Genomic DNA, 21,109 nt, shown 5'->3' on the forward strand with positions numbered 1-21,109 from the left:
CATGAATATAGTTGGAAAAGGAATCAAAAAAATAGATGGAATGAGTATCACAACAGGAAAACCTGTATATACAGATGATTTATCAGCAAAAGATGCTTTGGTGGTAAAAATACTTAGGAGTCCTCATGCTTATGCAAAGATAAAAGATATAGATACATCAAAGGCAGAAATGGTTGATGGCGTTGAATGTATCTTAACATATAAAGATGTACCAAAATCTAGATTTACACTTGCTGGTCAGACATATCCAGAGCCATCTCCATATGATAGATTAATTCTGGAAGATGTTGTGAGATATGTAGGTGATGAAGTAGCTATAGTAGCAGCTGTAGATGAAAAAACTGCAATTAAAGCGATGAATCTTATCAAGGTAAAGTATGAAGTACTTACACCTGTTTTGGATTTTGAAGAGGCAATAGGGAATAAAGCTGTGGTACATGATGAAGATAGACATTGTAACTTTGATATAGGTATGCAGAGAGAAAAGAATATCGTATCACATCATGATTATACAAACGGTGATGTGGAAAAAGTACTAAGTAATTGTGATATAGTGATTGAAGAAACTTATTACACTCAAGCCCAAGCACATGCAATGATGGAAACATATAGAGCATACAATTATTTAGACCATACTGGAAGATTGGTTGTAGTAAGCTCAACTCAAATACCATTTCATGTTAAAAGACATTTATCTCGTGCATTAGAACTACCAGCTAGTAAAATTAGGGTTATAAAACCTAGAATTGGTGGTGGATTTGGTGGTAAACAAACTGCATGTGTTGAGATTTTTTCAGCAATTGTAACTTTAAAAACAGGTAAACCGGCTAAAATAATTTATGATAGAAAAGAAACTTTTAATTGTTCAACAAGTAGACATGCAATGAGACTAAAAGTTAGACTAGGTGCTACTAATGATGGAATAATAAAGGCAATAGATATAAATGCACTTTCTGATACAGGAGCATATGGAGAGCATGCTTCTACAACTATCGGTTTGGTTGGAGAAAAAACTTTACCAATGTATAATAAAGTTGAAGCAACAAGATTTATTGCAGATGTGGTATATACTAATAAGATGCCAGCGGGAGCACTTAGAGGGTATGGAGCATCTCAAGGATGTTTTGCTGTTGAATCAACTATAAACATGCTTGCTGATAAGTTAAAAATGGACCCAACAGATTTAAGATTAAAAAATGTAGTAACACAAGGTGAAACTACATTTGCATATGGAAAAACTTTAAATAGTGTTGATTTAATAGAATGTATAAATAAAGGTAAAGAACTTATTGGATGGGATGAAAAATATCCTTGTAAACATCTTGAAAACGGAAAAGTTAGAAGTGTAGGTATGGCAATTACTATGCAAGGTTCTGGTATACAAGGTCTTGATAAGTCTTCAGTCGAAATAAAATTGAATGACTGTGGAGATTATACACTTATGATAGGCTCTACTGATATGGGTACAGGAAGTGATACGATTTTAGCTCAAATGGCTGCTGAAGTTCTTGAAACAAGTATTGAAAACATAACAGTTATATCAGCTGATACTGATTTGGTTCCATATGACCCAGGTTCATATGCTTCAAGTACTACTTATGTAACAGGTATGGCAGTAGTTAAGGCAGCTCAAGATTTAAGAGGAAAAATAATTTCTGCTGGAGCAACTAAATTAGGTGTTGATAAGGATGAAGTAGAATTTGATGGTATAAAGTTAACTAGTAAAAAAGGTAGCACATTATTATTTGATATAGCAGTGGATTCTACAATCGGACCAGATACTAATCAATTGATAGGTTTTGCTTCTCATGGTAGCCCTGTATCACCTCCTCCTTTTATAGCTGGATTTGCAGAAACTGAAATTGACAAAGAAACTGGAAAGGTTGATTTAGTAAATTATGTAGCTGTAGTAGACTGTGGAACAGTTATAAATAAAAATCTAGCTAAGATACAAGTTGAAGGTGGAATTGTTCAAGGGATTGGAATGGCACTATTTGAAGAAGTTAGATATACAAAGAAAGGCAATATGGATACAAATACATTTATGCAGTATAAGATTCCAGCTAGATGTGATATTGGAAATGTTCAAGTAGATTTTGTTGAAACTTATGAGCCAACAGGGCCATTTGGCGCTAAATCTGTTGGAGAAGTTGTTATAAATACACCTTTACCAGCAATACAAGAAGCTGTGTTTAATGGAATTGGTGTGAGAATAAATACACTTCCTATTACACCTGAAAAAGTTTTTATGGCAATGAATAAATGATTATTTATAAAATTTTAGACTAGTTTTACATGTTAAACAACCAGTTATGCCATACCTGTTGAAAGATATTTAATAAGTAGTTATTATAATATTATGAATTTTACTTATTAAATATAAAATTAACTAAGGGGATGATGTTTTGGCTGGAAATCTAAATAATATGAGAGCAGTAAATAATTTTAGAGGAGATAAGAACATTTTAGAATGTTTAGTCAGCTTTGAGGGTCGTTCAATAAATCAGAGAAAAGTAATGGTATTTTTTAAAGAAAAACAAAATCAAATAGAAATTGATTTTGCAGAAGAAGAAATTTCTAAACTAGTTGAAAATGTTGTTTTAAATACATCACATCAGGAAATGTTGTATGATGAAATAGAGAAACAACTAGAAATTGACTGTATAGGTACTTGGATGATATTATCTAAATTAAAAGATGGTAGAATTCATTGATTTCAAAATAAATTATTAGAGCCTAATTTTAAGGCTCTTTTTTACTGTTTTTAATTAACTATAGAAAATTTATTTTTATTTTATAGATAATTATAATATCATATATTTAACATATAGAAAATTGAGTTTATATGTATTATATTGTATAATATAAACTGAAACGATAAAATAGTTCGTTAAAATAATTTGTTTGTATAAAATCAATGTTTAAGTTTATAGATTTTGTATAAAATAAAGTTATGTTATTAATTTTTTAGAAATAAAACTTTTGCTAGGAGAAAGATATGAGAAAAAATAGTATTAATATATCATTAACTGCAGCTATTGCAGCAATCTATGCAGTTTTAACATTATCATTGGGATTTATAAGTTATGGACCAATACAATTTAGGGTAGCTGAAATTATGATGCTTTTGGCATTTTTAGATAAGGGATATATAGTAGGTCTTACATTAGGTTGTTTTTTAGCAAATGTAATAGGACCATATGGTGTACCTGATATAATCTTTGGAACATTAGCCACATTTATAAGTGCAAGTATGATTTATATTACTAGAAAGTTAGGTGGGCAAAATAAAAGTACTTTGATTATAGCTTCTTTATGGCCTACTATTATAAATTCGATTGTAGTTGGACTAATGTTAAATATATTCTTTGGGCTTCCATTAATTCTATCTATGATACAGGTAGGTTTTGGAGAATTTGTAGTAGTAACAATTATAGGAGTGCCATTTTTTTGTTTTTTAATGAAAAAATATAAAAATGTTATTAATATTAAATTTTAAATAGTATACAGTAACTTAATCGATTGAAAGTATTATTAATGGAAAGAGGTGTTTATTTGTCAAAAGTAAAAAGATTGACTAATGTCTGGACATATATTAATGATATGCAAAAATTTACAATAAAAGAGTTATCAGAGGAATTTAATCTTTCAGCTAAAACTATACAGCGATATTTAAAAGAATTAAATAAAATGGGACTTCCAATTCAAGCAGAACAAGGTAGAAATGGAGGGTATAGAGTACTAAATAATAGCTATATACCTCCTATTATATTTACAGAAAAAGAAGTTATGACCATACTATTTGCACTCAAATCACTTCAGGGATATAAGGATAAATCAATGGAACCAGAAGTTAATTCCATAATGAGAAAAGTAAGCTATGAACGTAAAAGTAACATAAAAATAGGTATAGAAAACATAAAAAGATATATTGATTTTATAACTAATGATGGAGATTTTAAAAGCAGTGATGTGACTGAGTTTTTTAAAGCTTCATCAGAGTCTTTGATTTTAAATATTAAATATAAGCGTGGAAATCAAATTTTGGAAAAGAGTATATGTCCTATAGGTATATATTCAAATAAAGGAACATGGTTTTCACCAGTCTATGATTATAAAAGTGATAAAATTATTTTGATTCGTATAAATAAGATAATTGAGATTAAAAAAGTAGGCAAAAGTAAAGGAGTACATATAAGTTTGAAAGAGTGGTTAGATACAGTATATAATAATTTATATGGGACCATGTCAGCTACTAAAAAAATTGGTGAAACTATCTACTTAAATGTATTATTAACCAAAGAAGGTGTTTCTAAAATAAAGGACAGTTTTTATGATTTAGATATAGAGTCGAATGAAGATGGCAGTGGAATAATTAATACACTCATAAAAATTGAAGAAGTAGATTGGTATGTTTCTATTTTATTTTTAATTGGAAGTAATGCTAAAGTTATAGAACCAAAATTTATGAATAAGTTACTTTATGATAAGGCCAATGAGTTAAGATATTTTTATGAAGAAAATATGGTATAATATTTAAAAATATTAAAATTAAATAATTATTAAGGAGATATATGTTATAATGGAAAATTTTAATAAGAATGCTAAGATAATTGGTATTGGAGTTGAAGGTATTAATATAATAAATGAAATAGAAGAAAAAATAAAAACAAATATGGATATAGAAAGAATTAACATAAGTCAAGAGATTGAAAAAGAATATATTAGAAGTCTTTTAGATGGTGTGGATATATTATTTTTAGTATATTCATCTGAAGACAAACAGATTAGAGAAATTATAAAAGCTGTTTCATATATGTCTAATGAAAGAAGAATTTTATCTATAGGCATGAATTGTTCAGAGAAAGAACATAAAGAAGAGTTAGAACTTGGAAGAGAGTTTAAAATCAATAACGACAGTATCTTTAAATTTGTTGATTTAATGAATATCATGATAGAGTCTATCTCGGACTCTTGTATGATAAATATAGATATAACTGATTTAAAAGAAGCTATTGTAGGAGATAAAGGGATTAAGTATTCTTTTGAAGAATTTGAAGATACAAAGAAATATAGTGAAATGGCTGATATTTTATTTGACAAAATGGAATATGTTGGTGAAGAATTTATAAGTAAAAAAGGAATTGTATTTGTTGAAGGAAATACAGAATTCTCTATAATTGAACTGAATGATTTAATCAATAATATTCAAAGCAAGATAGAAGAAAGCTATGAAGTAATATTTTCATTATACATAAAGGAAAATTTAGATGGAAATATTAAAGTAGGTTTGTTGTATAATTAGTATATTTTAGATATTAAGGAGAGAATATATGTCTGAAAATATAGGAGTTACAGGATATTGGTTAATGGAAGAATTTTTTTATCAAGAAACAGACACACCACAGATTTTTAGAGAAGAAAGTATAATTGCACTTGGATTTGATATAAAAATAAATTTAAAAAAAGTATTCAGTATGGGAAAGAAATCAGAAAAATATATTAATGATAACTGTAATGACAAAGACTTTATAAAAAAGTTTATGTTAATTAAAAAAGGAGATTATTTTTTATATAAGGCATATCAAAATATAGACGAAAAAGTTAAATGTAGTGTGTCTATTGGTATGGTTGAAGAAAACTTTGAAAATGGTTATGAACTAAGTCATATTTTAGGACATACATTGCCAGTAAAGTGGATGTATAGCTTTGATACAGTTTCAAATTGCAAAGTATATACAAGTGAATTTTATAAATTAAGTGATAGAGAGATTAGTGCATACTTAGAAATTATTAAGTTACAGAATAAGAAATCATTGAGAAAAAGAATAGAAGAAAGTGATAATAATAAATGGTATTTAAAAAATTATTATTACAAAAATGTAGATAAGTGTGTTGATAATGAAGAATTATTTATTCAGCCTATTAATCCAGAACAGTTAGAATTTCTAAAAAATATAAATACAGATGATTATATTTTAGTATATAATAGCGAGAAGGTAATCTGTGAAAATGACCATACAATGAAAAGCCTATTTGGTGTATGTCAAGTTATGGAAGGATTTGATAAAGAGAAAATAAATATTTTGGAAGGCGGATATTTTTTACCAGTAAAGTGGATAGAGTATGAAAAAGAAAATATAGATGGAAATGCGTGGGTTGTATTTGAAAATAATAGTTTAGCTGAAAAGTATATAAAGAGGTTTACTAACAAAATGTCTTTAAATACCATACTTTATGGTCCACCAGGAACTGGTAAAACATATAACACAAAACAAATGGCTTATAATCTAGTAAATGAAACCAGTTTAAAAAATAGAGATTATACAAGCTATGCAGATTATAAAAACAATGTAGAATTTTGTACATTTCATCAATCATATGGGTATGAGGAATTTATAGAAGGACTAAAGTCTGATGGTAAAGGCAATTTTAAGCCAGAAGATGGTATATTAAAGGATATAGCTATAGAAGCATGTTACGATGCATTGAAGTTTGAAATAAAGTTAAAATTTGAATTAGAAAAACATAGCTTGACTTTAGAGGAGATAAAAACTAGAAAAAAGAAGCTAGTATTAGAGAATATAGAATCTAATTATAGTTTTAATTTTGAAGAAGCGGAAAATTATATTTTAATAATAGATGAAATTAATAGAGGTAATATATCTAAAATCTTTGGTGAGTTAATAACATTATTGGAAGAGGATAAAAGACTTACTAAACCAAATCAGACTATTGTCAAGCTACCATATTCAAAAGAAAAATTTTTTTTACCTCCAAATTTGTATATAGTTGGAACTATGAATACATCAGATAAATCAATCGCACTCCTAGACATAGCTTTAAGAAGAAGATTTAATTTTGAAGAAATTATGCCAGATTATGATTTATTGCCTATTATAGATGGTATAGATGTTAGAAATATGTTATATACAATTAATAAAAGAATAGAGTTTTTATATGATAGAGACCATGTAATTGGACAAGCTTATCTACTTAGCGTAGAAAATATTAATGATATAGTAGTAGTATTTAGAAGGAAGATAATACCACTCCTTCAAGAGTATTTTTATTATGATTCAGAAAAAGTAGGTATGATTTTAGGTGGTATAGGAAGAAATGAAAAAGATAAATATATTGTTTACAAGGAGGAGCTTATAGCTTCTGAGTTATTTAAAAGTAATAATACGCCAATATTGGAAAGCAAAATTAATTACTGTATAAAACACAACATATCTAGTGAGGAGTTAAAAAATATATATGAGTAAAAATATATATGTTAAAGAAACTTATGAATGGATAAGAGTAGGTAATGGTGAAAATGAGCTTACAGAAATTGAATATGAAAAATTACTTAAATATCTAGAAAATAATAATGGTATATTAAAGAGTAACATAATAGATATTAAGTACAAAAAGCTTAGATTCATAAACTATGTAGGTGTTATATGTTTTGAAAATGTAATACTTGAAATACTTCCTAAATTGTCATTAAGTGATAATCTTGTAAAAGACAGAGAAATGCTGTTACAAATGCTTTCTACATGTAATAAAATTCCAATTATAATGAACGAAAACATAAGATTAAGTTTAAAAAATTATAATCTCTTAAATTTTTTTGCTATGTATTTTATTGAGAGCATGCAAACACAGATTAAGAGAGGAATCCATTTTGAATATATAAATAAAATAGAGAATTCAAATGTTATAAGAGGTAAAATATTATTAAGTACATATGCAAGAGAAAAAAGTATTTCTCCAATGAAAATAAAATGTGAGTATGATGAATATAGTGAAAATAATTTCTTGAATCAAGTTCTTAAAAAAGCATGTCTATCTATTCTATGTAGAATAAATGATAACTCAATTCAATGCAAGATTAAAAAACTTTTAAGATATTTTCAAAATGTAGATTTAATTTATATAAATAGAAAAAAACTATTAGATTATAAATTTTATAAAAATAATGATAGATTTAAAGATTGTTATTTATTGGCTAGACTTATACTTTTAAATTTATCTATGGATAACAGCGAAAATAATCAAGAGGCATTTTCTATATTATTTGAAATAAATACTTTGTATGAAGAATATATAGGAATTTTAATAAAAAGTATCTGGGATAATGCATTTAGAGAGACCTATATACAAGATAAGAGTAAATTTCTTTTAAAAAATGAACAAACAGGGAAGAAAAATTTTAATTTAAGACCAGATATAGTTTTATATGACTTAAAAAATGAATATGAAATTATAATTGATACTAAGTGGAAAGCTATTGAAGTAGATTCAAATGTTTTTTATAGGTCAAGTGATATATATCAGATGTATGCATATATAACAACATATGAAAGTGCAAAAAGATGTATTTTATTATATCCTTGTATTCAAAAAGATAAAAATTATAGTTCTTGGAAATTATCAGAATCATTTAAAGGTAAGTCTATAGAAGCAAAAACTGTGAGATTAGATGATATAAAAAACACAAAGAATGATTTGAAAAAGATAATATTTAATTATAATTTTAAAAAATAATAAAAATACCTTATAAAATGATAAAAATACTTTTATATGTAGGAAAAAACTATAATGTATAGAAAAAATTTTATAGAAATCTTAAATTAAAAAAATTATTTATATATTAAAGTATGGCATTGTAATTGCTTATTTAATACAGGATGCTTAAAAATTTAAAAAAGTATATCTACTAAATTGAAATTGGTAGATATACTTTTTATTAAGCTCTATTTAAAAAATAAAATAATATTATTAAATTATAACTAAACTTTTCTGTTATGATATAATTAAATAAATAATGTAAGTGATTATTATATAGAATACTTATTTGGAGTTGATATTTTATGGACAAACACAGTGATTCAGTAATGTATGGTGGAATGGAAGTATACAATATTTGGGGGACAACAACTGTAGACTCTATAATTGGAGAGTCTGATGTAATGCGTGTACTTAAAAATAGAATTTGCAAGATTGGAAATAGTGATTCTACTGTAGCTATAACTGGAGAAAGTGGCACTGGAAAAGAGTTAATAGCAAGAGCCATTCATCTTGCAGGAAACAGAGGGAATAAAACATTCGTTGCTATAAACTGTGCTGCTATACCAGAACCTCTACTGGAAAGTGAACTTTTTGGATATACAAAAGGAGCTTTTAGTGGAGCAGATTCAAAAGGTAAAATTGGTAAATTTGAATTGGCAAATGGAGGAGTTGTATTTTTAGATGAGATAGGAGATATGCCAATTCAATTACAATCAAAGCTATTGAGAGTATTACAGGAAAAGAAGTTTACAAGAATAGGTTCAAATGAACTAATTGATATAGATGTTAGAATCATATCAGCTACTAATAGAGATTTATTTGAGCTGGTTAAGGAAAATAAATTTAGAGAAGACTTATACTATAGATTAAATGTAATACCTTTAGAAGTACCTCCACTTAGAGAAAGAGGAGATGATATACAAATATTAATAAACAATTTTATAGATAAATATTCGAGAAAGATGAAGAAAAATGTATACCATATAGAACCAGATGTAGAGCATATGTTGCTTAAATATCCCTGGCCAGGGAATATTAGGGAGTTGGAAAACACTATAGAGTTGGCCTTAAATCTCCTTGAAGAAGATGGAATAATACATAAAGGTATAATAAACAAAAAAATAATTGAATATTTTAAGCTAAATAATATAAATATAAAACTGTTTGAGGAAAATGACTATGAAATAAGTATGGAACAAGACATACTTACACTTGAAGAATTTGAAAGAGCGTATATAAAGAAAGTGTTAAAGTTTTATGGAAGTGATACTAAGTCTAAAAAGCTAGCTGCTAAAAAACTTGGAATATCACTAGCTACATTGTACAGAAAAATAGATGTATAATAATTAGATTTTTTATTCTCAATTCTAAAATTTGAAATTATAAAATTGATAAAAAACACATGGAAAATTATTTTCCATGTGTTTTTTTTTGTTATAGTATTTCTATTATCCAAAAATAAAAAAAATTTGAAAGAATTTAAAAAAATAAATGCTTTATCAAATTATCAAATACTAACAAATATAATAAAAATTATATATGTAAAACAATTATGTTAAAAATTTGGCATTATAATTGCTTCATATTAAATTGAGATGACAAAATAAAAAAAAGAAAGGATGTTGTATGAGATAATAATAACTGTCATTAAAAAATAGTTGGGAGTGATAACCTTGAGTAAATATCAAAAAAATGTTTCGATGTTTGATATTGATGGAAGGCCACCAATTTTAAAGTGTTTGCCACTATCAATGCAGCATATATTGGCAATGATAGTTGGGACTGTTACAGTACCTATAGTTGTAGGAGGAGCTGTGGGTGTTAGTCCTACACAAATAACACTATTAGTACAATATGCATTAATAATAGCTGGTATATCAACTCTTATACAACTATATCCAATAGGAAATATTGGTTCAAGATTGCCTATAATTTTTGGCGTTGGTTTTACTTATGTACCAACACTTGTAGCGGTTGGAGGAAATTATGGATTAGCAAGCATCTTAGGTGCACAATTAATAGGGGGAGTAGCTACAGTATTAATAGGAGTATTCATAAAAAAGATAAGAAAATTTTTTCCGAATATAGTTGCAGGAACAGTAGTTTTTACAATTGGATTATCTTTGTATCCTATAGCAATAAATTATATGGCAGGTGGCGTAAATAGCCCTACTTATGGCTCTATGCAAAATTGGGCAGTAGCAGCTATAACACTAGTGGTAGTTATAGGTCTTAGTCAATTTGCAAAAGGGTATGCAAAATTGGCAGCAATATTTTTGGGAATTATAGTTGGATATTGTGTATCTTTAGTTTTGGGTATAATAAATTTTGACCCTATTAGAGAGGCAGCTTGGTTTGCAGTACCTAAACCACTTGAATTTGGAATGAAATTTGATATGCCTGTAGTAATATCAGTAGTAATTGTAAGTATAATCAATGCTGTTCAAGCAATTGGGGATTTATCAGCTACTACAATAGGAGGTATGGATAGGAATATCACAGATAAAGAATTATCAAGTGGTGTAATAGGAAGTGGATTTTGTACTATGATAGGAGCTTTGTTTGGAGGTTTGCCACCATCATCATATAGCCAAAATGTAGGGATGGTAGCTATGAACAAAGTAATAAGTAGATTTGTGCTTGGAATAGCTGGTATATTTATGTTATTATCGGGGTTTGTACCTAAATTTGGTGCATTAATGACCACTATACCATATTCTGTTTTAGGGGGAGCGACAATATCTATATTTAGTATGATAACAATGACAGGAATAAAGTTAATTATTACAGAAGAGTTGTCATCAAGAAATATTACAATTGTTGGTTTGGCGATTGCTTTAGGCATGGGAATAACATCAGTCCCAGCAGCTCAAGAGGCATTTCCTTCATTTGTAAAATTAGTGTTTGGAGAATCTCCAATAGTAATTGCGACATTAGTTGCATTCGTTTTAAATCTAATAATACCAAATAAAAGTCTAGAGGATGAAGCTAAAGAAAGAGCTGTTATGGAGGAGACTAATTAAAATATAATAATTTGAAAGGTTTGTTTAAATTATTTATTATGAGATTGTTAGATTATTTTTGATAGCTATTCATTTTAATGAAAAATTTAACAAAAAATATATACCAGACAATTAATATTTATTCAAGTAGAAAATCGGGGAGGGCATATTTACAAATTTGTTAGTTTTTTATAAAAATAGCTCAGTTTAGCTGTGTTCATCGGTTGAGCAATAAATTCATGGTCATAAAAATATTTATAGAAAATAATTATAAAAATATTTAGTCAAGATATTTATGTATGGGAGGATTTATTTTATGAAAACACGTAATACTTCAAAATATGATGTCGATGGGATACCACCACTAAAGGAATCAATACCTTTAGCTTTACAACATCTATTAGCAATGATAGTAGGAAATATGGTACCTGCGATATTAATAGCAAACGTGGTAGGACTTAACCAGGGGCAAGCAACAATGTTGATTCAGGGTTCTATGTTAGCAGCAGGTTTAGCAACATTTTTACAATTATATCCAATACCTTTATTTAAAGGATTTAAATTAGGCTCAAGATTACCTGTAATGATGGGAATGAGTTATGTATTTTTAGGAGCATGTCTTTCAGTAGCAGCCAAAGATGGTTTAGCTGCTCTATTTGGAGCACAGATTGCTGCTGGGGTAATCGTATTCTTTGTAGGATTTGGAGTTAAGAAAATTAGACATATATTCACTCCAATAGTTTCTGGAACTATAATAGCATGTATGGGACTTGGATTATTTACAACAGCTATAAAGAATTTAGCAGGAGGAGAGGGTGCACAAACATTTGGAAGTCCAATAAACTTTATTGTAGGAGTTATAGTTGCTTTTGTAATAATAATGATAAATAAATATGGTAAAGGTCTAGTAAAAAATTCTTCAATATTGATAGGAATATTAGTAGGTTATGCTATATCTTTAGTTTTAGGATTAGTTGATTTCTCAGCAGTTCAAGGAGCAGCTATAGTATCTTTACCAACACCAGCAGCTTTTGGATTAGAATTTAGACCAGAGTTAATAGTAATGTTTACTATTATTTACATAATAGGTATAGCTGATATGATGGGTGCATGTACAATAGCTACAATAGGAGCAATGGATAGAGAGGTAACTGATGAAGAGTTATCATCAGTTGTTTTAGGAAATTCTATAACTTCTATAATTTCATCACTATTTGCGGCTCTTCCAACTGGAGTATTTAGCCAAAATACAGTAATTGTATCTATGAATAAAGTTACAAGTAGATTTGTAATAGCACTAGGTGCACTTGTATTATTACTAGCAGGTATATCTCCAGCATTGGGTGCAATAATGACAACTATACCATCTTGTGTTGTTGGTGGAGCAACTTTAGTAGTATTCTCATCAATAGCAATGTCTGGTTTCTCTATTATGAGTATGGATGGATTCACTGAAGAAAACAATCTTATAGCAGGTGTATCTATAGCAACAAGTATGGGTCTTACAACTGCTCCACAAGTTTTAGACCAATTTCCAGCAACAATTGGAACTGTCCTTGGAGGTTCAAGTATAGTTTCTGGAGCAATAATAGCTGTATTACTTCAAACATTATTTAAATTAAAGTCAAATAAAAAGACTGAAAACGTTACTTCAAACCTTGAGGAAAATATTGGATAAATGTATTAGATATGATATAAGAAAACCATATGATAAAATGTTGTAATGAAAGTATTAAAAGGGGGATTTAAGATGATTGATATACTGATAAAAAATGCAATAATTGTTACAGTTAATAAAGGCAGAGAAGTCATATTTGATGGAGCAATAGCTATTCAAGGTGACAGAATATTGGATATAGGAAATACAGTTGATATTGAGTCTAAGTATCTCGACGCTAAAAAAGTTATAGATGCTAATGGAAAAGTAATATTCCCTGGCTTTATAAATACTCATAATCACTTATTCCAGGTATTATTAAAAGGTCTAGGTGATGATATGGCACTTCATGAGTGGCTAAATACAATGATGTTTCCATCAGCAAAATTCTTAACAGAACAAGATACTTATGATGCTGCAATGCTTGGATGTATGGAGGGTTTAAAAAGTGGTATAACTACAATGGTTGATTATATGCATACTCACAATAGACCAAGACTTACAGATGGAATCGTAAAAGCATATAAAGATTTAGGTATAAGAGGTGTTGTAGGTAGAGGCTGTATAGATTTAGGTATTCATAAAGAACTTATAGAAGATGTGGAAACGGTTGAAAAAGATTTAAGAAGGGTATTTGAAAAATATCACAATTCAGAAAATGGAAGAATAAAAATCTGTGTAGCACCTTCTTCAATGTGGGCTATATCTGAAGAAATGGGTAAAATGCTTTGGAATATAGTTAAAGAATATGATTCATATTTTACAGTTCATATATCTGAAACAGAATTTGCAAGAACAGCAACAAAAGATATACATGGAGAAATAGATATAAAATTACTTGAAAAATGGGGCATAGTAGGTCCAGAAGTTGTAGCAGTACATTGTGTGTGTATAACTGATGAAGACATGGAAATGCTTAAAAAGTATGACATAAAAGTTTCTCATAATGTAGCAAGTAATATGTATCTTGCCTCTGGTGTTGCACCTGTTCCAGAAATGTTAAAAAAAGGTGTAAATGTAAGCTTAGGTCTTGATGGTGCAGCAAGTAACAATGCACAAGATATGATAGAGCTTATGAAACTAACAGCTTTACAACATAAAGTAAATAATTGTGACCCTCTTGCAATTTCTGCAGAGAAAGTTCTTGAAATGGCTACAATAGAGGGAGCAAGAACTCTTAGAATGGAAGATGAAATAGGTTCTTTGGAGATTGGAAAAAAAGCTGACTTGGTAATATTTAACTCAATGCTTTCTCCAAAATCAATACCTCTTCACAATCCTGTATCAACTTTGGTATATTCAGCTAGCATGCACAATGTAGAGAGTGTTCTAGTTGATGGAAACATAATACTTGAAAATGGAAAAGTAACTACAATTGAAAGTGAAGAACAAGTATTATTAAATGCACAACATGCAGCAGAAGAATTATGTAAGAGAGCTAATGTAACTAATAGAATGGAAGGACATAAGTGGAATAGCTTATACTAATATTAAAATAAGATTGTAATAATATTCTATTACAACATTAGTTTATCTGTAGGAGGAGAAAATGGAAAAAATAAAATTAAATATTAATGATTACATGTATGAAATAGAAGTTGAAAAGAATGAAACTCTTTTGCATGTACTTCGTGAAAAATTAAATCTAACTGGAGCGAAACAAGGTTGTAATAGTGGCAGTTGTGGAGCATGTAAAGTTTTGATAGATGGAGTTGACATGAAATCTTGTAAACTTCTTGCAAAAAACTGCGAAGGTAAAGTTATATACACTATAGAAAGTTTTGCTAATGGAGAAAATCTTCATCCAATACAAGAAGCTTTTATAGAAGTTGGAGCTGTACAATGTGGATATTGTACTCCTGGTATGATTATAACAACACAAGCTCTTTTAAATAGAAATGCATCTCCTAATGAAGATGAAATTAGAGAGGCTTTTAAAGAAAATCTCTGTAGATGTACAGGATATGTGAAAATTATAGAAGCTGTAAAATTATCTTCAGCTAGATTAGGGGGTAGATAATTATGGAAAAAGTAATAGGAAAATCATACCCTCTGAAGGATGCAGCTTTAAAAGTTACTGGTCAAATGAAATATGTAGCTGATATAAAACCACAAAATGTACTTTATGCTAAAATGCTTTTAAGCCCTGTAGCACATGCAAAAATAAAAAGTATAGATACAAGTGAAGCTGAGAAAGTAGTAGGAGTTAGAGCTATAGCTACTCATCTCAACACATCACAAAGAAAATACAATGGTTCTTTAAGATTTTATGAGCACAATATACCTGAAAATGAAGTTGTTTTTTCAGATACAGTTAGATTTGTTGGTGACCGTGTTGCAGCAGTTGCAGCAGAAACACCAGAAATAGCAGAAAAAGCTGTAAAACTTATAAAAGTGGAGTATGAAGAGTTACCAGCTGTATTTACTATACAGGATGCAATAAAAGAAGATGCTATATGCATACATGGAGATTCAAACATAGTTTCACAAAATAATATAAATGGAGGAGATGTAGAAAAAGGCTTCAAAGAATGTGATTATATATTTGAAGATGAATACTCTACTCCAGCAATACATCATAGTGCAATAGAGACTCATAGTGTAATTGCACACTATGATTATAATGATAAATTAACTGTACATACACCTTGTCAAAATACATTTGGATTTAGAATAATACTATCTCAAATTTTTGGGATGTCATTAAACAAAGTAAGAGTTATAAGACCTGCTATTGGAGGTTCATTTGGTGGAAAATTAGAACTTACAATTGAACCAGTAGCAGCAGCACTATCAAAAATGACTAGAAGACCAGTTAAAATGGTTCTTACAAGAAAAGAGTCTATGATATCAACAAGAACTCGTCATGGGTCTTTTGTAAAATTAAAAACTGGTGTAAATAAAGATGGAGAAGTAATAGCACAAGATATAAAAATATATACAAATACAGGTGCATATGCATCAAGTGCTTTAAATGTTATAGGTGCACTTAGCCATAAAGTATTTAAAGTTTATAAAATACCAAATATAAAGTTTACTGGAATGCCTGTATATACAAATACACCAATAGCAGGAGCTATGAGAGGTTATGGTTCACCTCAAATATTTATGGCTCAACAAGCTCAATTTGCGAAAATAGCTAAAGAAATAGGTATGGATTTAGTTGATTTCCAAAATAAAAATGCTGTAGAGCCAGATGATGTTGATATAATTTTCCATGGTTCTCTTGGAAATCCTAGAGTATTGGATTGTATAGAACAAGGTAAGAAAATGTTTAAGTGGGATGAAAAGAAAAAACTTCCTAAAGAAGAAGGAAAATATTTAAGAGGTATAGGTATGGCAATAGGTGCACATGGTAATGGAGTTTTCGGTGCACATAGAGATGTTGTTACATTGACTCTTAAATTAAATGAAGATGGTACATTGACACTACTTACAGGAGCACATGATATGGGTAATGGTGTTGTAACTATGCAAACAATGATGGTAGCTGAAGTTTTAGGAATAACACCTGATAAAGTTGATACATTTGAAACTGATACTGATGCATGTACATTTAATCTTGGAGATTATGCAAGTAGAGGTGTATTTGTAGAAGGTGGAGGAGCTAAAAAGACAGCAGAAAAATTAAAAACATTAATATTAGAAGAAGCAGAAAAATTGCTTGAAACATCAAAAGAAGAGTTGTATCTGGACAATGGATATGTAATTAGTAAACTTGATGAAAATATAAAAGCATCACTTTCTGATGTTGCAGTATATAGTCAAAGTAAGTCATTAAGAGAGTTAACTGTTGTTGAAGACTATTCTTCACCAGCTGGACTTACTTCTTATGGTGTACATTTTGCTGAAGTTTTAGTAGATAAAGAAACTAAGGATATAAAAGTAGTTGATTTTGTAGCTGTACATGATGTTGGTAGAGTTATAAATCCTCTAAATTTAGAGGGTCAATTAGAAGGTGGAATTCATATGGGTCTAGGATACGCATTGAGTGAAGAGTTGGCATTTGATGAGCAAGGTAGACCTAAGGCTACTGATTTTAAAACATATAAATTATTTAGAACTGTAGATATGCCAAAGTGTCAAGTTGCATTTGTAGATAGTTATGAAAAAGCTGGACCTTTTGGTGGTAAGAGTATTGGGGAGTGTGCTGTTGTACCAGTTGCACCAGCTGTTGTAAATGCAGTATATAATGCAACTAATGTAGAAATACATTCATTACCAATAAAATTAAAATAATAGAAGTTAGAGTATAAATAACAATTTATTGTATTTGTAAATGAATAATAAAAATAGATTTATTTGATGAGGAGACATTGTTATGGCAAAGATATTAGGTATTTGTGGAAGTCCACGTAAAGGAGCAACAGAATATGCAATATTAGAAGCTTTGAAAGAAGCAGAAACTATACCTGGTATAGAAACTGAGTATTGGTCAGTTAGAGGGAAAAAAATAAGCCCTTGTGTTCATTGTGATGCATGTATAAGAAAAGAAACTATGTGTATCATAAAAGATGACATACAAGAATTAGAACAAAAAATATTGGAAGCAGATGGAATTATAGTGGGTTCTCCAGTTTATGATATGAATATAACTGCTCAACTTACAGCAGTATTTAATAGACTTCGCCCAATGTATTTAGTTCATCCAGGAAAACTTCAAAATAAGATTGGGGCAGCTATAACTACTGGTGGAACTAGATATGGTGGTCAAGAATTGACAAAACTTCCTATAATAAATTTCTTCCTAATGCATGAAATGTTAGTATCTGGAGGTTTAGGAGGATGCTATATAGGTGGTACAATATGGAGTAAAGATGGAAAAGCAAAAGGTGCTCAAGAGGACGAAACAGGTATGGACACTGTAAGAAGACTTGGAAAAGGTGCTGCAGAAGCTGTTATGGTTTCTAAGTTTGGTCTTGAAAAATGGAATGTTGTAAAAGAAGAATTGAATGTTAAAAAAGATGAAAAATCACCTCTTAGAGACCATTAAAAAGAGTTTACCAATCTCCTTGGACTTGACATTCATATAATTTAGTTTTAACCTATAAAGGTACACCATTGGAGTACTAAAATAAATTGGTTTGAGATGTAATGGTCTAAAAGGATGGTAAGAATATGAAAAAAATAGTTGTTCCAATTATTATATTGTGTTCGGTTATGTTAAGTGCGTGTAATGATAAAACATCACAAAAATTAAGTAGTAACTCTGATTTTGATGGGACGGTATTGGAAGTTAATGCTGATGGAAACATGAATAATAGTGATTCTGTTGAACTTGGTGTGCCTCTGTCCTCTTTGTCACCATATGAGGAGCCTGCAAAAGTAGCCATCAAAGAACAATTGGGAGTGAAAGTTCCAGGAGAGGCTAAAATTACTTCCTCGAGTTTTGACAAAACAGATTCTTCTTTAATCTTTACTTGGACAGTCAAGGGAAAAAACGAATACACAGATTACTATTCCGTATCATTTGATAATGTCAACATTAAAAAAGGAACAGGAGACGTGATTTATGTACGTTCACAAGGAGTGGCAGCATTTATGTTAACTGAAAAATTGACTGTATCTGCTATAAATTCGTTTTCAAATATGCTTAATACACCTATACCAGAAGGGAGCAAACTTGTTGTTGATATATCAGCATATGATGGTGAGCGTTCTGTTTCTTTTAACTGGTGGGAACCTAAACAAGATATGAAAGCAACTGTTGCTAAATATTGTGCTGGCTATGAACAGGTAAACTCTGATTATAGTGATGCTACCTTGGTGCTACTTGAGACAGTTGAGGAAGAAAACTTGCTTGATAAAGGGAAATACACTGATAATGAAATACAAGAAATGAGAAAATCTGCAGAAGCATTTACTTTTTCAAAAAAAATAAAGACATCTGGATATGCCAGATATAAAATTGAAACTCCAGGAGAAAGAGGAAATGTAGCATTTTACTTTAATTTGAAAAATAATAAGTATAAATCTGCAATCATTTATGTAAATGCTAAAGGTAAAATTGTTGGTTTTGCTTTATCAGCAAATACTGCAACTGAAAACTAAGTTGATACAGTTACAGAAGGTCAGCTATTTATTCAGATTGCTGTCTTATTCTAACTTAGCTTTATAAAATGAGTTTATAAAAAGTTTTGGTGTAGTGTTAGAAAGAGAACATAAATGCCCATAATGTTTAGGTTTGTGATATATCATAAGTACTTATATACATACGAGTCGAATTTTTACTATTTACTCAGTAAAAGTGGGTGTCTCAAAATGAACTTTTTAGTTCATGAGACACCCTTTTTTGTATGAAATCAAATATATTTTCATCATTTCAACAATGAAAAAGAAGCTTATCTCTATTTTGAGACAGCCCCTTTTATGTATTTTGTTAAAATTTCTATGTCAAAAAATACATATGGAATACGTTTTAAGTACTATTTTTTAAATTTTAAAAATGAGAATTAAAAAGTGAGAAGATAAAAAAGGTTTTTTTATTATCAAATTCTATATACATTAGATAATCCAATAGATAAAGGTAAAAAAAGTTGAAAGTATTGCAAATTCTATGCTGAATAGCTATAGAAAAATATTCGATATATGTTAAGTATTGGCATGTTAATTGCTAATATATAAAGTATAAAAATTTAACAATAATTTGGAGGTATTTTAGATGCTAAAAGAAATTAAATGGAAAGTAAACAATCTGCCAAAGGGCGATAAGGAAAATTGTATCAAATTTTTAAATGAAGAAGAAATAACTAAGGTTAGAAACTTCCATAAAAGCTTTCCTCAGTATAAAGAAACTCCATTAGCAAACCTAGAAGGTTTAGCAAAAAAATTAGGTGTTGCAGGAGTATATGTAAAGGATGAATCTTACAGATTTGGATTAAATGCATTTAAAGTTTTGGGTGGTTCTTACTCTATGGGTAAATACTTAGCTCAAAGATTAGATACAGATATATCAGAGTTAGGATATGAAAAATTAATTTCAAAAGAAATAAAAGAACAATTAGGAGAAATCACTTTCTTTACAGCTACAGATGGAAATCATGGTAGAGGAGTTGCTTGGACAGCTAATAAATTAGGTCAGAAATCTGTTGTATTAATGCCAAAAGGTTCTTCTGAATTTAGATTAAATAAAATCAAAGGAGAAGGTGCAGATGCTAGTATAACAGACCTAAATTATGATGATGCAGTAAGGTTAGCTAATGAATATGCAGAAGCTGATGACCATGGTGTAATGGTTCAAGATACAGCATGGGACGGATATGAAGAAATACCAGCATGGATAATGCAAGGATATGGAACTATGGCTCAAGAAGCTATAGAACAATTAAAAGAATATGGAGTAGACAGACCAACGCATGTATTTGTGCAAGCTGGAGTTGGTTCACTTGCTGGTGCAGTTCAAGGATATGTTGCTTCAATATATGATGAATGTCCAATAACAGTAGTAGTAGAGGCTGATGAAGCAGATTGTTACTATAAATCAGCAGAAGCAGGAGATGGAAAACCAAGATTTGTAGGTGGAGATATGCCAACTATAATGGCAGGGCTTGCTTGTGGGGAACCAAATACTATAGGATTTGAGGTATTAAAAAACCATGCAGCAGCATTCGTTTCAGCACCAGACTGGGTTTCTGCTAAAGGTATGAGAACATTGGGAAATCCTTTAAATGGTGACGAAAAAGTAATCTCTGGAGAGTCTGGAGCAGTTACAACTGGTCTTTTAGTAGCAGCTATGGAAAGAGAAGATTTAGCAGATTTAAGAAAAGATTTGAAATTAGATGAAAACTCAAGAATACTTTTAATAAGTACAGAAGGAGATACTGACCCTGATAAATACAGAAGTATAGTTTGGGATGGAGAGTATCCAAGTATATAAGTAATGATTAAAATA

Annotated in this window: 16 protein-coding genes; all 16 read left to right on the forward strand. The window is 29.4% G+C overall.

Annotated features, from left to right (window positions below; translation table 11 throughout):
- Position 1 precedes the first annotated feature (1 nt).
- The 16 genes from KGF42_RS01605 to dpaL all read left to right on the forward strand — a co-directional run bounded on the left by KGF42_RS01605 (position 2) and on the right by dpaL (position 21,094).
- Positions 2-2,266 carry a molybdopterin cofactor-binding domain-containing protein gene (locus KGF42_RS01605; RefSeq protein WP_227825593.1) on the forward strand — a complete coding sequence of 755 codons (2,265 nt, stop codon included), beginning with the start codon at positions 2-4 and terminating at the stop codon, positions 2,264-2,266.
- Positions 2,267-2,405: 139 nt separating this feature from the next.
- Complete coding sequence (locus KGF42_RS01610) at positions 2,406-2,714, forward strand: hypothetical protein (RefSeq protein ID WP_227825594.1); 309 nt, start codon at positions 2,406-2,408, stop codon at positions 2,712-2,714.
- Between the two features lie 284 nt (positions 2,715-2,998).
- On the forward strand, positions 2,999-3,499 hold the full coding sequence (locus KGF42_RS01615; RefSeq protein WP_227825595.1) for a QueT transporter family protein: 501 nt from the start codon (positions 2,999-3,001) through the stop codon (positions 3,497-3,499).
- Between the two features lie 56 nt (positions 3,500-3,555).
- Positions 3,556-4,533 carry a WYL domain-containing protein gene (locus KGF42_RS01620; protein ID WP_227825596.1) on the forward strand — a complete coding sequence of 326 codons (978 nt, stop codon included), beginning with the start codon at positions 3,556-3,558 and terminating at the stop codon, positions 4,531-4,533.
- A gap of 49 nt (positions 4,534-4,582) precedes the next feature.
- Positions 4,583-5,305: a cell division protein gene (locus tag KGF42_RS01625; protein WP_227825597.1), complete on the forward strand. Its 723-nt coding sequence runs from the start codon at positions 4,583-4,585 to the stop codon at positions 5,303-5,305.
- A gap of 28 nt (positions 5,306-5,333) precedes the next feature.
- The gene (locus KGF42_RS01630; protein WP_227822143.1) at positions 5,334-7,268 is read left to right on the forward strand and encodes an AAA family ATPase; all 1,935 of its coding nucleotides are present in this window, start codon (positions 5,334-5,336) and stop codon (positions 7,266-7,268) included.
- Positions 7,261-8,535 (forward strand): McrC family protein, encoded by a 1,275-nt coding sequence (locus tag KGF42_RS01635; RefSeq protein ID WP_227822144.1) that lies wholly within the window; start codon positions 7,261-7,263, stop codon positions 8,533-8,535. Before KGF42_RS01630 ends, KGF42_RS01635 begins: the two co-directional genes overlap by 8 nt.
- Positions 8,536-8,861: 326 nt before the next feature.
- Positions 8,862-9,902 (forward strand): sigma 54-interacting transcriptional regulator, encoded by a 1,041-nt coding sequence (locus tag KGF42_RS01640; RefSeq protein ID WP_227822145.1) that lies wholly within the window; start codon positions 8,862-8,864, stop codon positions 9,900-9,902.
- 357 nt (positions 9,903-10,259) lie between these two features.
- Positions 10,260-11,582, forward strand: a complete 1,323-nt coding sequence (locus KGF42_RS01645; RefSeq protein WP_413926982.1) for a uracil-xanthine permease family protein — start codon at positions 10,260-10,262, stop codon at positions 11,580-11,582.
- 295 nt (positions 11,583-11,877) lie between these two features.
- Positions 11,878-13,239 (forward strand): solute carrier family 23 protein, encoded by a 1,362-nt coding sequence (locus KGF42_RS01650; protein WP_227822147.1) that lies wholly within the window; start codon positions 11,878-11,880, stop codon positions 13,237-13,239.
- 72 nt (positions 13,240-13,311) lie between these two features.
- Entirely contained in the window at positions 13,312-14,706 is a 1,395-nt protein-coding gene (locus tag KGF42_RS01655; protein ID WP_227825599.1) for an amidohydrolase, read from the forward strand.
- A 61-nt stretch (positions 14,707-14,767) separates the two neighbouring features.
- Positions 14,768-15,238: a (2Fe-2S)-binding protein gene (locus KGF42_RS01660; RefSeq protein ID WP_227822149.1), complete on the forward strand. Its 471-nt coding sequence runs from the start codon at positions 14,768-14,770 to the stop codon at positions 15,236-15,238.
- A gap of 2 nt (positions 15,239-15,240) precedes the next feature.
- Positions 15,241-17,457, forward strand: a complete 2,217-nt coding sequence (locus KGF42_RS01665; protein ID WP_227822150.1) for a molybdopterin cofactor-binding domain-containing protein — start codon at positions 15,241-15,243, stop codon at positions 17,455-17,457.
- An 82-nt stretch (positions 17,458-17,539) separates the two neighbouring features.
- Positions 17,540-18,211 carry a flavodoxin family protein gene (locus KGF42_RS01670; RefSeq protein WP_054274044.1) on the forward strand — a complete coding sequence of 224 codons (672 nt, stop codon included), beginning with the start codon at positions 17,540-17,542 and terminating at the stop codon, positions 18,209-18,211.
- A 125-nt stretch (positions 18,212-18,336) separates the two neighbouring features.
- Entirely contained in the window at positions 18,337-19,269 is a 933-nt protein-coding gene (locus tag KGF42_RS01675; RefSeq protein ID WP_227825600.1) for a hypothetical protein, read from the forward strand.
- A gap of 610 nt (positions 19,270-19,879) precedes the next feature.
- Positions 19,880-21,094 (forward strand): diaminopropionate ammonia-lyase, encoded by a 1,215-nt coding sequence (gene dpaL, locus KGF42_RS01680; RefSeq protein ID WP_227822151.1) that lies wholly within the window; start codon positions 19,880-19,882, stop codon positions 21,092-21,094.
- The last annotated feature ends 15 nt before the right edge of the window (positions 21,095-21,109 follow it).

Source organism: Clostridioides sp. ZZV15-6383 (genome assembly GCF_020657735.1).
In the GTDB taxonomy this organism is placed as follows: domain Bacteria; phylum Bacillota; class Clostridia; order Peptostreptococcales; family Peptostreptococcaceae; genus Clostridioides; species Clostridioides difficile_D.